Here is a 14319-nt window from a genome sequence, read left to right on the forward strand (position 1 = left end):
CCAACCTCAGAAGGAAGCCAACCATGAAACACCCATTCGATCTACGCCTCGGCGCGCTGAAAGCCGCTTACCTGGCCGGCACCACCACGCCGCGCCAACTGATCAGCGCATTGCGTGAACAAGCCGCGGCGCTAAACCCTGAATTCAATCTGTTCATCCACCTGCTGACCGTGGCAGAACTGGAGCCTTACCTGACCGCACTGGATGGCCAAGCCGCCGACAGCCTGCCGCTGTTCGGCGTGCCTTTTGCCATCAAGGACAACATCGACCTCGCCGGCATCCCGACCACCGCCGCGTGCCCGGCCTTCGCCTATACCCCTGAGCGCTCGGCCACCCTGGTCGCTCAGTTGATCGCACTCGGCGCGGTGCCGCTGGGCAAGGCCAACCTCGATCAATTCGCCACCGGCTTGAATGGCACCCGCTCGCCCTATGGCGAATGCCGTAACAGCGTGCACCCGGAATATCCCTCCGGTGGTTCCAGTGCCGGTTCGGCGCTGGCCGTGGCGCTTGGCGTCGCCAGTTTCGCCCTCGGCACCGATACGGCGGGCTCCGGTCGCGTGCCTGCCGCGCTGAATAACCTGATCGGCCTCAAAGCCAGCAAAGGCCTGCTCTCCACCGCCGGCGTAGTGCCGGCCTGCCGCACGCTGGACTGCGTCACCTACTTCACCGCCACCGCCCGCGAGGCCAGCCAATTGCTGGCCCTGACCGCCAAGCTCGACCCGCGCGACGAATACAGCCGCGCCAACCCGTTATGGAACGATGCCAGCGCCTTCGGCACACCGCGCAAAGGCTTCCGCTTCGGCGTCCCCAAGCAGCTTGAGTTTCTCGGCTGCACTGAGAGCCCGGCGCTGTTCGCCGCCACCCTCAAACACCTGCAAGACCTCGGGGGCGAAGCAGTGGAACTCGACTTCGCGCCGTTCCTCGAAGCCGCACGCCTGCTTTATGAAGGCCCGTGGGTCGCCGAACGCTACAGCGTCGCCGGCGAGCTGATCGAAGCGCAACCGGATGCCGTGCTGCCGGTGATCCGCGCCGTGCTATCGAAAGCGCCGGGCACCACTGCCGTGCAATTGTTCCGTGCGCACTATCGCCTGCAAGCACTGAAAGCCATTTGCGACCGCGCCATGGCCGGGCTGGACTGCGTGCTGACTCCGGCCTATCCGCGCCCGGTGACTCTGGCCGAATTGCATGACGAACCCGTCGCGCGCAATTCCGACCTGGGCTACTACACCAACTTCATGAACATGCTCGACTACGCCGCCATCGCCGTGCCGGCGGGTTTCATGGCCAATGGTCTGCCGTGGGGGGTGACGCTGTTCGGCCGGCCTTTCACCGACCAATACCTGCTCAGCCTGGCCGAAGGCCTGCAATGCCAGCACGACTTGCCGCTGGCTGGCGAGCGCACGCTGGGCCTGAACGCACCCGCCACTGCCGCCCGCAATGACCTGGCCCGCATCGTGGTGTGTGGCGCACACCTGGATGGCCTGCCACTCAACTGGCAGCTGAAACAACGTGGCGGCCGCCTGCTGCAAGCCACGCACAGCTCGGCGGACTATCAGCTCTATGCCCTCGCCGGCGGCCCGCCTTTGCGCCCGGGCATGCTGCGCGTCAGCGAAGGCGGTGTGGCCATCGCGGTGGAAGTCTGGGAGCTGCCGAGCAGCGAACTGGGCTCCTTCCTCACCGGCATCCCAGCACCGCTTGGCCTGGGCAAGGTGCAGCTGGCCGATGGCAGCTGGGAAAGCGGCTTTATCTGCGAGCCCTACGGCCTGGCCGGCGCCAGCGATATCAGCCACTTTGGCGGCTGGCGCGGGTACCTGAAAAACAAGGGTTGAGCGCGGCTTGGCGGTATCCGAACCTTGGCGCTGGAGTGCGTGCATTCAGGACGCCACCCGCGCGGGTGGCATCGCACAAGGACCCGTCATGCCGCCGCGGACCCGCGACCAGGCGCAGAACCGCGCCGACGACATCCAGGCGCTCTACCGCGAGATGAAGCACCTGCTCAGTGCCCTGGCCCTGCACGGACGGTAAAGCCTGGCGACATGCCGCCGATAAGCTGCAAGAACCGCTTGAAAACACTGATCGGCGCGAATGACGCAGCCTCGGCGAATCGATAGCATAGCGCCACTCACCCAGAGATCGCCCAGCTCCATGCCTAACAGCACCCACTCCAGGAAAACCCAGCGTTCGTTGGTCGTGTTGCTTGCGCTGATGCTTGGCAGTGGCTTCCTCGCCACCTCCTTGGTCAGCTACTACGCCTCGCTCAACTCAATCCGCAGTAGCATCGTCAACACCGAACTGCCGCTGACCTCCGACAACGTCTACTCGGAGATCCAGAAGGACCTGGTGCGACCGATCCTGATCTCCTCGATGATGAGCCGCGACACCTTCTTGCGTGACTGGGTAATCGGCGGCGAGCAGGATGTGCCGCAGGTAACCCGCTACCTGCGCGAAGTGCAGGAGCACTACGGTGCCTTCACCAGCTTCTTCATCTCGGACAAAACCCTGCGCTACTACCAGGCCAAAGGCGTGCTCAAAAGCGTGAGCGAACGCGAGCCCCGGGATGTCTGGTACTTCCGTGTGCGCGATATGAAGGAGCCCTACGAGGTCAATGTCGACGTCGACATGGCCAACCAGGACCAGTTGACCTTCTTCATCAACTACAAGGTGTTCGACTACGACGGCAAATTCATCGGCGCCACCGGTGTCGGCCTCACCGTTGACGCGGTGGTCAAGCTGATCGACGACTACCAGCAGCGCTACGACCGCAGCGTGTTCTTCGTCGACACCCACGGCAAGATCGTCCTCACCGGCGCCACCGGCGGGCCACTGGGCGCCAAGGTCGGCCAGGCGCTGAGCGCGGTGCCCGGCCTGGAAGAGTTGCAGGCCAAGCTGCCAAAGCCACAAAGCGGCAACTTCAACTATCAGGAGCATGGCCGCGGCCACTTCCTCAACGTGCGTTTTATCCCCGAACTGGACTGGTACCTGTTCGTCGACAAGCACGAAGACGGTGCCCTCGCCGGCATCCGCCAGACCCTCTACCTCAACCTGCTGATCTGCTTCGTCGTCACCGCCCTGGTGCTGGCCCTGGTCTATCTGGTGCTGCGCCGCTACCAGGCGCGTATCGAGGCACTGGCCACCACCGACAGCCTGACCGGGCTGCCCAACCGCCGTGGCTTCGACATCCTCGCCACCCAGGCACTGCAGGAAGCCCAGCGCGACCGGATGCCGCTGACCACGCTGATGATCGACCTGGACAACTTCAAAGCACTCAACGACACCTACGGCCACCTGGCCGGCGATGAAGTGCTGCAAGGGTTCGCCAACAACCTGCAAGACTGCATGCGCCAGTCCGATATCATCTGCCGCTGGGGTGGCGAAGAGTTCATCGTCCTGCTCAAGGACACCGACGGTGCCATCGCCCAGCAACTGGCCGAGAAGATCCGCAGCCTCGGCGAACAGCACCGCTACCCCTTCGCCGGGGTCAACCTGCAGATCAATACCAGCATCGGCCTCACCGAACTGCACCCGAGCGACACCTTGCACAGCCTGCTGGCCCGCGCCGACAGGGCGCTGTACCGAGCCAAGCAGTCGGGGCGCAACCGCGTCTGCATCGAGCCCGCGGGCGCAACAGACTGACCCGGCGGTGCGGGCAGCCGGTCTGGTGCACCTTGCGCTCGGCGCGCTCACACTGCACCCTGAACGCCCCTGACATTCGCCAGCCCAAGCATGAGCACCCGCCCAGAACCCACCCGCTGCCCGCTCTGCGGCCAATCCAACCAGTGCACCCAGGCCGATCCGCATACCGCCCAGTTGCCTTGCTGGTGCTTCTCCACGCCGATCGACCGCGCCGTGCTCGATAACCTGACAGCCACCGTACGCGACCTCGTCTGTCTCTGCCCCAACTGCGCCCGGGGCACAACGATCGCTTAAGATGCACTGACCTGTAACGACTTCCCGACCCTATGCGCCTCGACCGATTCCTCAGCAACCTGCCGGATTTCAACCGCCTCGACGCCCGCCTGCTGCTCGCCACCGGACGGGTCAAGGTTGACGGCGCGCGGGCCACCGATGGCCGCCTGGATATCCGCGAATTCCAGCGCATAGAACTCGACGACCGCCTGCTGCAGGCCGGCAAGGCCGCGCGTTATTTCATGCTGCACAAGCCCGGTGGCTGCGTCAGCGCCACGGCCCACGACGAACATCCCACCGTGCTCGACCTGCTGGATGAGCCGGACAAACACGAGCTGCACCTGGCCGGGCGCCTGGACCTGAACACCACAGGTCTGCTGCTGATCACCAACGATGGCCAGTGGTCACGGCGCATCACCCTGCCCAAGAGCAAACTGCCGAAGGTCTATTACGTCGAGACCGAACAGGCGATCACACCCGAATATGCCGAGGTCTTCGCCCGCGGCCTGTATTTCCAGTATGAAGACCTCACCACCCGGCCCGCCGACCTGCAGATCCTCGCCCCCCATTGCGCCCGCCTGACGCTGTTCGAAGGTCGCTACCATCAGGTCAAGCGCATGTTCGGTCACTTCCAGAACAAAGTGCTGCGCCTGCACCGCGAAAGCATGGGGCCGCTGGTGCTCGACCCCAGCCTGACGCCTGGCGCATACCGTGCGTTGTCAGCTGGAGAAATTGCCTTGCTCTGAAAACCGGCCCACCATCAAGTGGGAGCGGCCTCCCTGATGCGGCGCCGTTTCCATGCAGCCGTATTCAGGCTTTTGCAGGCAGCCCAAAGACCCCTTGGGGAATCCAATATGAGCACCTTAGTCACAAAGCGGCAGCTCACGGTTACCAGCGCCAGCCTGTTCGCGATCTGCGCCTGGCACAGCGCTGTTGCCGCCAACCTGCCCAGTGCCACGGAGCTGCAACGCCTGGCTCCCACCGCCGACCTCTCGACCTTGCAACTGGCATTGGATGCCTATCAGTGCGCCACCCGCAGCCAAAGCAACCCCGATGGGCTACTGACGCTGATCGACTATTCAAGACCCTCGCGGGATAGACGCCTCTGGGTCTTTGACCTGAATACGAAAACCCTGCTATTCAAAGAGTGGGTCAGCCATGGCAAGAACAGCGGCGCCGATCTCGCCACCTCGTTCTCCAACGAGCCAAACAGCCAGCAATCCTCCATCGGCCTGTACCGTACCGGGCAGATCTACAGCGGCAAGCACGGCCGCTCGCTGCGCCTGTATGGCCTGGAACCGGGCTTCAACGACAACAGCGAGTCGCGCGCCATCGTCATGCATGCCGCCGCCTACGCCGACCCCGAAGTCGTCCCCAGCCTCGGCCGCCTGGGCCGCAGCCACGGCTGCCCGGCGGTACGACCGGCAATTGCCGGTCAGTTGATCAATCGCCTGCAAGGCGGCAGCTATGTGTTCGCCTATTACCCACAACAAAACTGGCTGAAAAACTCGCGCTTTCTCGCCGGGCAAAACTGCCCAGCGGTCAGCGCCGCGTCAATCAGCCAGCAAAGGTAAGCAAGCCGCAACGCGATAGCGGATACCTCGAGCGGCGGCGACTCTCCCCCCAAAGAATTTTCCACCCTCTTCGCGATATACGCCTAGGCTGAGAAACAACCCCATCGGGCAAGACACCAGCGCTCTTGCGCAAGTCGCTGCAGCCTGACGCCTCGTATGCCCCGTGCAGGCATCGAATGAATGCATGGCAAGTCATCGGCTTAACCGGCGAACGGTGGCGATAAAAGCCTTTTTCACGCTTGCCAGCGCCAGGGCTTACTGCTTAAATAAAAACCATAAGGTCAGCCTGTGACCAAGTAGTCACGGCGACCATCTAAGCGTTCGTTCGGTTGTTTGCGCTTTGCGCATAGTGGGTTCCTGCCTGGTTCAAAGATACTCTTCCGCGCCCTTGAAAGCGCCGGAAAAGTCGTCTTGTTCGATCCTAACCGTTTGAAAATAAATAACTTATAAAATCCTCCAGCCTGACATCCGTTTGTCATGTCCAGGCGCTTTGCTGACTGCCATATATAGCCAGGTGAACGGCCCAGCCGATTGCCTTGCTCCACCTGCGCCAGGAGGAAAACGACATGAGGCCAGAAACCGCAGTCGTTAAAGTTCACAGCCAGTACAACGTTCACACCGAGTTCTACGCCTGCCCAGCCGCTCGAAAAACCATCATCCTGGTGAACGGCTCGCTGGCGACCACGGCCTCATTCGCGCAGACCATCAAGTACCTGCAACCACAGTTCAATGTCGTGCTCTACGATCAGCCCTATGCCGGCCAGTCCAAACCGCACAACAGCCACAAACAACCGATCAGCAAAGAGGACGAAGCCGAGATCCTGCTGGAGTTGATCGAGCACTATCAGGTCGATTACCTGCTGTCCTTTTCCTGGGGTGGCGTAGCCGCCCTGCTCGCGCTGGCACAATGCCCGGCACGAATCGAGAAGGCCGTGATCAGCTCCTTCTCGCCACTGCTCAATGCGCCGATGCTCGACTACCTGGAGAAGGGTCTGCGTTATCTGCACGACATGGCGCGTGAGGACATGGGCCAGTTGGTCAACAACACCATCGGCAAGCACCTGCCCTCCTTGTTCAAACGCTATAACCATCGCCATATCAGCAACCTCGACGCGCACGAATATCGGCAGATGCACGCCCATATCCATCAAGTGCTGAAACTGGAGAACCACAGCCACATGAACTGCCTGGGGGCCATCGAGATCCCATTGCTGTTCGTCAACGGTGAGCACGACGAATACACCTCAGCGACGGATGCGCGGCTGTTCGCCCAGCACGTCAACGACTGCCAGTTCAGCACCATCAGCAACGCCGGGCACTTCCTCGACATGGAGCACAAAGGTGCCTGGCTCCAGTCGCAACAAGCACTGCTGGGTTTCCTGCAAGCATCGCCAAGCGGTCAGCAGAAACGCCGACCACGGCTTGCCGAAACCTCGGCGATTGCCATTTGAATGCGCGTAAATAGGCCTGACTGCACCGAGCCGCAAATAATTGCACTCGGTGCAGGCTTCATTTTCCACGCGACTTCTGGTACAAAGGCACCCGCAAAAGCGGGCGTCGTATAATGGCATTACTCCAGCTTCCCAAGCTGATAACGAGGGTTCGATTCCCTTCGCCCGCTCCAATACTATGTTTCCACATGCCCCCGCATGATGCTGAAACCCAGAGAAACCGGCACTTTAGCCGGTTTTTTTATGCCCATATGTCTCTGTATGCCCCCGCATAAGCATTGATACCTTGTATGCCTCCTTGTATGCTCAGGGAATATACGAAGTTGGGCATACAAAAATGAAGCGAGCAGACATTAAGCGCCGCCCTCTGGCTGACACTGTGCTGGCGACTCTAGACCCCGAGACCAAGGCCTACCGCGAGGTAGACGGCAACGGGTTGTATTTTCGCGTTAAGCCTAACGGCACCAAATCCTGGGAGCTGCGCTACAAGAAGCCAGACGGCAACTGGTCATGGCATGGCCTGGGTGGATACCCTGACCTTACTGGGGCCAACGCCCGCACCAAGGCAGAGCAGGCCCGCAAACTGCTCGCCTCCGGTGTTGACCCTGTAGAGCACAAGGCAGCCGCCAAACTGGCAGAAGCCGTCGCCGCAGCCAATACCTTTAGGGCAGCTGCTGAACACTGGTATCAGCGCAAGGTGAATGACGGCCTAGCTGCTAGCACCCTGCGCCTGATGCGCGGATACCTCGACAATGATGTGCTGCCTGCCTTTGGTGACAAGCCAATCACCGAAGTGACCCGCAAAGACTGCGCCGACTTGCAAGCCAGCATTGAGGCCCGCAACGCCCCGAACACCCGAGACAAGGTACGGGTAGCTCTGCGCCAGATATTCAGCCAGGCCATTGCCCGTGGTTTGTGTGAGAACAACCCCGCCAGTGAGCTGTTGTCGATCAGTACCAAAACCCCCAAGGCTAAACAGTACCCTCACCTGCTCGAACCTGAGCTACCGGCATTCCTGCATCGTCTACGAGCAACAACTAGCCGCTTGCCGGCCCGTACCGCGACTTGGATGTGCCTATGGACTGCCAGCCGTCCTGGTATGGTGCGCTGGGCCGAGTGGTCGGAAATCGACTTCGACAAAGCCCTTTGGACGATCCCAGCCGGCAAAATGAAGATGCGCCGCGACCATGTGGCTCCCCTCTCCCGCCAGATGCTCGATGCCCTGCGTGATCTGCGCCGCATGACTGGCAGCAGCCGTTACCTGTTCCCCGGCATCGGCCCCAAGAAGCCCGTTATCAGTGAGAACACCATAAACCTGACGCTCTCCAAAGTCGGCTATCGAGGAAAGCTGGTAGGTCATGGCAGCAGGCATACAGCAAGCACCCTGCTACGCGAACACGGCTGGCTCAAAGAGCACGTCGAGGCCCAGCTCGCGCACAAGGAGGCTGGCGTCTCTGGCGTCTACAACCAGGCCCAGTACCTGCCGCAGCGCCGGTCGATGATGCAATGGTATGCCGACTACCTGGACTGCCTGGCCGAAGGCATGACCCCTGCTCAACGCAAGGAGTTTAGCCGCCAGGTGAACCTGATTGAGGGTAACGTGATCGATCTGGTGAAGCTGGCATGAAGGAACCAGAAGAGGCAACAATCTACGCCTTTGAGATGGATCTTGTGGGCGATATCGATATCAATTTTCTCGACCAGCTCATTGTCAGCATCGATCTAGCACCAAAAGCGAAGCAACAAATCAGCGAGTGGCGCTCTCTGTCCGAACAAGCCTTTAACGAGGGGCATTTCGACTATGCACTTGCTCTTGCACAAGCGCTGAAATGTGTCCTGATTTACGCCAGAGAATCACATGTCGCATATCCGCTAGCCAGGGCTAAACATCGACATACTCAGAAGCAACGGGACACCCTGGCGAACAAAGCCAGGCCGGCACGGAATACTCACGATTGGGCAGCGGCCGCAAAACTCGAGGAAGAGCTTTTATCTTCTGGCCACAACCCAAGGAATGTGGCATCGCTCATAGAAAAGCGCCTTGGCATTCCAGCTCGAACAGTCCGGGCACGGATAGCCAAAAATAACGGCAAGTAGTTATTAGGCTGCCGTTTCGGTGCATAGGCTGGCATCACCAACAGCCAAACAGGTACACGGTGATGCAAGAAATCAACCTGCAAGACCTTCAGCGTCAGGCCACCGGCCTAGCTCAACTACTGGCCTTTAGCGAAGTCTGTAGCCTGCTGCGCAAGTCGCGCTCCGGCATCTACAAGCTGATGGCCAGCGACCCGACCTTCCCCCGAATCATCAAAAATGGGGGCGCCCGTTCTGCGCGGGCATTCTTCGTCGCGAGCGAAGTCGCTACCTGGCAACAGTCGAAAATCGACGCGAGGGAGGCGATCTATGGGGATTCCATGCGCACTTGGACACCCAGTCCACGAACACTTGGACAGCGATTCCACGCTGACTTGGACACTCATTCCACGGCCCCTTGGACACTGATTCCACGAGCACTTGGACAGTGATCTCTCACTGATCCGACCCCACGCTCAGGCAGGCAGCAACGCAGGATTATTCACTACCATCGACCTCTTTTCTCGAAGCGAAGAGGTCGTCGTGGAGCGTATATCCATGCGTAAAATCCGAGAGGTACTACGCCTAAAGTTCGACGCCGGCCTGTCCGTGCGCAAAATTGCCACCAGCCTACGCATCAGCAGCGGCAGTGCCGGCAATTACCTGCACCGCTTCAACGCTTGCGGGCTGACTTGGCCCACGCAGTTGTCGGACGCCGAACTGGAGCGATGTCTGTTCCCGCCAGCGCCGACGGTTCCTAGCGATCAACGTCCGATGCCGGACTGGGCTCATGTCCATGCCGAGTTACGTCGCCCCGGCGTCACCTTGGCCCTGCTCTGGCAAGAGTATCGGCTCACCCATCCGCAAGGCTTCCAATACAGCTGGTTCTGCGAGCACTACCGCCTCTGGGCTGCCAAGGTCGACGTGGTCATGCGCCAGGAACACCGTGCTGGCGAAAAGCTGTTCGTCGATTACGCCGGCCAGACCGTGCCGGTCATTGATCGGCGAACCGGCGAGATCCGCCAGACGCAGATCTTCGTCGCCGTCCTCGGCGCGTCCAGCTACACCTTCGCCGAGGCCACCTGGTCGCAGAAGCTGCCTGACTGGCTGGGCTCGCACGTACGCTGCTTCGCCTTTCTCGGCGGTACATCGCAGATCCTGGTACCGGACAATCTGCGCAGCGGCGTCACCAAGGCGCATCGCTACGAGCCGGATATCAACCCCAGTTACCGCGATCTCGCCGAGCATTACGGCGTAGCCGTGCTGCCCGCGCGCTCGCGTAAACCCAAGGACAAAGCCAAGGTTGAAGTCGGCGTACAGGTCGTCGAGCGGTGGATCCTGGCGGTGCTGCGCAACCGCCAGTTCTTCTCCTTGGGCGAACTCAACACAGCCATCGCGCTGCTGCTGGATCGCCTCAATCAGAAGCCCTTCAAGAAGCTGCCCGGCTCACGCCGCTCGGCCTTCGAGACCATCGACCAACCCGCACTGCAACCGCTACCAGAACATCCGTATGTCTACGCCGAATGGAAAAAGGTGCGGGTGCACATCGACTACCACGTCGAGGTCGACGGCCATTACTACTCGGTGCCGTACCAGCTGGTGAAACACCAACTCGAAGTGCGGCTAACCGCGAAGACCGTCGAGTGCTTCCACGCCAACCAGCGTGTGGCCAGCCATCTGCGCTCGCCGCACAAAGGCCGCCACACCACCCAAACCGAGCACATGCCCAAAAGTCACCGCGAACATGCTGAATGGACGCCGCAGCGACTGATCCACTGGGCTGAGCAGACCGGGCCGAACACCGCTGGTGTCATCGCTCATATCCTCGAACGCCGAATCCATCCGCAGCACGGCTTCCGCGCCTGCCTGGGGATCCTGCGCCTGAGCAAACAGCACGGCGAAGAGCGGCTGGAAGCCGCTTGCCAGCGAGCGCTGGCACTGGGCGCGTGCAGCTATAAAAGCCTGGAATCGATCCTGCGCCAAGGGCTGGAACGGCTGCCGCTTGCCCAGCAAAACCTGCCGTTACTGCCCGAAGAACACATCAACCTGCGCGGCCCTGGCTACTACCACTGACCTGAAAAAGGAGCACCAAAATGCTGCCCAACCCGACACTCGACAAGCTACAAACCCTGCGCCTGCACGGCATGATCAAGGCGCTTGGCGAACAACACGCAACGCCTGACATCAACGATCTTAGCTTCGACGAACGCCTCGGTCTGATGGTCGACCGCGAGCTGACCGAGCGCGAAGACGCACGCCTGACTACTCGCCTCAAGGCCGCACGACTGCGCCATAACGCCTGCCTGGAAGACATCGACTACCGCAGCCCGCGCGGCCTGGACAAATCTCTGATCCTGCAACTGGGTAGCGGCCAGTGGCTGCGCGACGGCCTGAACCTGATCATCGGCGGCCCAACTGGCGTAGGCAAAACCTGGCTCGCCTGCGCGCTGGCTCATAAGGCCTGCCGCGACGGTTACAGCGTGCGTTATCTGCGCTTGCCGCGCTTGATGGAAGAACTAGGCCTGGCCCACGGCGACGGCCGCTTCGCGAAACTGATGGCGGGTTATGCCAAGACCGACTTGCTGATCCTGGACGACTGGGGCCTGGCGCCGTTTACCGCTGCGCAACGGCGCGACATGCTTGAACTGCTGGACGACCGCTACGGCAACCGCTCGACGCTAGTGACCAGCCAGATGCCAGTGGACAAATGGCACGCACTGATCGGCGATCCGACCTTGGGCGATGCGATCCTCGACCGGCTGGTGCACAACGCTTATCGGATCGAACTGAAGGGCGAATCGATGCGCAGACGCGCAACGAAATTGACGGCGACAGAGACTTCAGACTAACAATGCAAACCTGCGTCGCTGCGCTCCGACTGCCTGTCCAAGTGGACGTGGATCAGGTGTCCAAGTGAGCATGGAACGAGTGTCCAAATGATCGTGGGCTGAGTGTCCAAGTGTCGTGGAATCCGCAGCGATCTAAATGACGAACAAAAAAAAGGCCGACCAAACGGCCAGCCCTCAGAAAACGCACGCCAATGATACCAGCGCCGCCGCGCAGCGTATTCGCATTCTTGAACTTCTCCGCCAAGGGCCAGCGGACACGCTGACAATTCGTCGCGAGCTGGCTGTGCTAATGCCGGCCCCTCGCATTCTGAAGCTTAAGCAGCGTGGCTTTGCTATTGAGACACGCCGCATATCAGTTATCGATGATAACGGCACTGAGCATCACGGGGTGGCGTTGTATGTGCTGCGAGAGGTGGCCGAATGATGAGCACGCCACCATGGCAAGGCGAAGTGACCCCACTTGAGGCATACCATGACCTTGACGCAATCGAGGAACCAAGCACCAGCACGCCCGCTGATGAGCCGTATACAGCCTGGACGGCTGAAAGCGTTAAGGCGTCCGCTGAGGCGAACGGTATAACCCCGCTGGGTATAGGCAAGAAGATAGCGAACACGGCAAGGGCTGCGTCTAGTCACTCGTTCGTTCCTGAGACATTGGAGTCTTACCCCGAGCCGCGCCCGCTGTTGCCCGATCTGGAGAACGCAGCACCATATCCTATAGAGGCATTACCGCCGCTTATGCGTGAGGCCGCCCGGGCCATTGCCGACTATGTACAGGCACCGTTAGCGCTCGCTGCGCAGTGCGTTATCGGCGCAGGTTCCTACTTGGCGCAAACACGCGCTAACGCCCCGCATATCCATAACCCTGATGGCATGCCTTGTTCGCTGTTCCTGCTGACCCTGGCCGACTCTGGCGACCGCAAAAGTGAATGTCGGCGGCTGGCGTTCAAGACGATTGACGAAACCGAGGAAAAGGCCCGCACCGATCACCAGCAAGCCTGTAAGGAAATCAGTAGTTTTGCCGATGGGCTGAAGGGCAAAGAGCGCGAGCGACACCTAGTCGAACACCCTCTGCCAGCCGACCCGCGAACTCAGTACAGTGACGCCACTTTCGAGCGCATCGCCGGCGACATGATCCGGGGCGCATCAGCCGTATCATGGGACACCGACGAAGGCGGCCAGGTGCTGGGCGGCGCATCACTCAAGGCAGACACCCGCCCCGCTACGCTGGGTGGACTGGTTAAAGCGTTCGACAACGGAGCATTTGAGCGCACCCGTTCACACGGCAACCTTGAGGGATCAGGCTTTGCCTATAAGCGCCGCTTGAGCGTTCACCTGCTGGCGCAATCGGTCACGGTGGCCACTGCGCTGGATGATCCGTTGCTGCGCGGACAAGGCTTCTTGCCGCGTTTCCTGTTCGCCAGCCCTGCCAGCATCGCCGGGACGCGCCTTCTTACCGCTGAACAGCTCAACCGCAAGGCATACGCAGACCCACGTCTGCAACGCTACTGGGCGCGCTGTGAGGCCATCAGCGCCACCGCCCAAGCAATTGACCCGCAGACAGGCGAAGTCTCCCCGCCGGTGCTGGAGCTGGACGCCGAAGCCCAGGCAGACTGGCTGGATTTCTATAACGAAGTGGAAGGCGAGCAGTCACCCCTTGGCAAATTCGCCAACCTGCGCCCCTTCGCTGGCCGAGCGGGTGAACTAGCTCGCCGCCTGGCTGCCGTGTTTGCCTGCTTTGAAGGTCAGGCGCAAATTGACAGCGAGTGTATGTGCCGAGCTACTGCAATAGTTCGCCACTCGCTTTCCGAATGGCGGCGGTATACGGATAGTGCGGCATCCGATCCGCTGCTACAGCAGGCAGTGGCTCTTATTGAATGGCTACGCGACCCCAAACGGGCTGATGGCTGGCAAGAGTTCCACCGCGACAAGTTGGGTAAGTCAGGGCCGCCCGCCGTCCGCAAGAGCGCCAAGGCACGTGACCCATTGCTGGCCGTGCTAGTGAAACATCACCACCTGCTAACCGCTGACGGGAAGCAATTCAGCCTTAACCCGGTTGAGGAAGCTGCGGAAACTGAGGGAGCCCAGTAATACCGGGGCTTAGCGGTTGCGGAAATTTTGCGGAGAAGTGCGGAAACCCAGCAACAATCAGATTTATCCGCAGCTCTCCGCACCGTCTCCGCAGGCACAAGCCCAACAAATGCAGGTAGCCCGCACTTTCCGCACAATCCGCACCCAACCAAAGCGAAAAGAGTGCTGAGCTGCCTCAGGTAATGATGATTCAGCCGCTTTCTGACGCCTTTTTATGGCATGCACATAGAGAGGAAAAGTGAGGCCCGATCAAGGATCACCGACCATTGTTCTCGAGCTGCCCAGCGCGTGCGTAATTGCACTAACTTGACCACCCGTTTGCACACGAACTGACCAGTCATTTGCATTCACGCTGACCAGCTGTTTGTAGTTGAT

General features: G+C 60.6%; 13 protein-coding genes and 1 tRNA gene. All 14 read left to right on the forward strand.

The features are described from left to right. Positions 1 to 23 precede the first annotated feature (23 nt). The 14 genes from atzF (at position 24) to AC3IYG_RS17440 (ending at position 13944) form a co-directional block, all read left to right on the forward strand. Positions 24 to 1829 (forward strand): allophanate hydrolase, encoded by a 1806-nt coding sequence (atzF, locus tag AC3IYG_RS17375; protein WP_489310512.1) that lies wholly within the window; start codon positions 24 to 26, stop codon positions 1827 to 1829. A gap of 316 nt (positions 1830 to 2145) precedes the next feature. Beyond that, positions 2146 to 3633 (forward strand): sensor domain-containing diguanylate cyclase, encoded by a 1488-nt coding sequence (locus AC3IYG_RS17380; RefSeq protein ID WP_489310514.1) that lies wholly within the window; start codon positions 2146 to 2148, stop codon positions 3631 to 3633. A gap of 90 nt (positions 3634 to 3723) precedes the next feature. Then, complete coding sequence (locus AC3IYG_RS17385) at positions 3724 to 3927, forward strand: cysteine-rich CWC family protein (protein WP_489310516.1); 204 nt, start codon at positions 3724 to 3726, stop codon at positions 3925 to 3927. Positions 3928 to 3959: 32 nt separating this feature from the next. Next, positions 3960 to 4652: a pseudouridine synthase gene (locus tag AC3IYG_RS17390; RefSeq protein WP_489310518.1), complete on the forward strand. Its 693-nt coding sequence runs from the start codon at positions 3960 to 3962 to the stop codon at positions 4650 to 4652. Between the two features lie 108 nt (positions 4653 to 4760). Beyond that, a complete protein-coding gene (locus AC3IYG_RS17395) occupies positions 4761 to 5480 on the forward strand; it encodes a murein L,D-transpeptidase catalytic domain family protein (protein WP_489310520.1) in 720 nt (239 codons plus the stop codon). Between the two features lie 566 nt (positions 5481 to 6046). After that, entirely contained in the window at positions 6047 to 6931 is an 885-nt protein-coding gene (locus tag AC3IYG_RS17400; protein ID WP_489310521.1) for an alpha/beta fold hydrolase, read from the forward strand. 99 nt (positions 6932 to 7030) lie between these two features. Further along, positions 7031 to 7104: transfer RNA gene (locus AC3IYG_RS17405), tRNA-Gly, on the forward strand. Positions 7105 to 7268: 164 nt separating this feature from the next. Continuing rightward, on the forward strand, positions 7269 to 8558 hold the full coding sequence (locus tag AC3IYG_RS17410) for a tyrosine-type recombinase/integrase (protein ID WP_489310523.1): 1290 nt from the start codon (positions 7269 to 7271) through the stop codon (positions 8556 to 8558). Further along, positions 8555 to 9028, forward strand: coding sequence for a hypothetical protein (locus tag AC3IYG_RS17415; RefSeq protein ID WP_489310525.1), 474 nt, complete (start codon positions 8555 to 8557; stop codon positions 9026 to 9028). Before AC3IYG_RS17410 ends, AC3IYG_RS17415 begins: the two co-directional genes overlap by 4 nt. 62 nt (positions 9029 to 9090) lie before the next feature. After that, complete coding sequence (locus AC3IYG_RS17420) at positions 9091 to 9456, forward strand: helix-turn-helix transcriptional regulator (RefSeq protein WP_489310527.1); 366 nt, start codon at positions 9091 to 9093, stop codon at positions 9454 to 9456. Between the two features lie 106 nt (positions 9457 to 9562). Next, the gene (gene istA, locus AC3IYG_RS17425; RefSeq protein WP_025163931.1) at positions 9563 to 11077 is read left to right on the forward strand and encodes an IS21 family transposase; all 1515 of its coding nucleotides are present in this window, start codon (positions 9563 to 9565) and stop codon (positions 11075 to 11077) included. A 20-nt stretch (positions 11078 to 11097) separates the two neighbouring features. Then, positions 11098 to 11853 (forward strand): IS21-like element ISPsy14 family helper ATPase IstB, encoded by a 756-nt coding sequence (istB, locus tag AC3IYG_RS17430; RefSeq protein ID WP_025163932.1) that lies wholly within the window; start codon positions 11098 to 11100, stop codon positions 11851 to 11853. A 136-nt stretch (positions 11854 to 11989) separates the two neighbouring features. Continuing rightward, the gene (locus tag AC3IYG_RS17435; RefSeq protein WP_489310529.1) at positions 11990 to 12277 is read left to right on the forward strand and encodes a helix-turn-helix domain-containing protein; all 288 of its coding nucleotides are present in this window, start codon (positions 11990 to 11992) and stop codon (positions 12275 to 12277) included. Between the two features lie 314 nt (positions 12278 to 12591). Continuing rightward, positions 12592 to 13944, forward strand: coding sequence for a DUF3987 domain-containing protein (locus AC3IYG_RS17440; RefSeq protein WP_489310531.1), 1353 nt, complete (start codon positions 12592 to 12594; stop codon positions 13942 to 13944). Positions 13945 to 14319 lie beyond the last annotated feature (375 nt).

The organism is Pseudomonas sp. KH_027 (assembly GCF_057838565.1).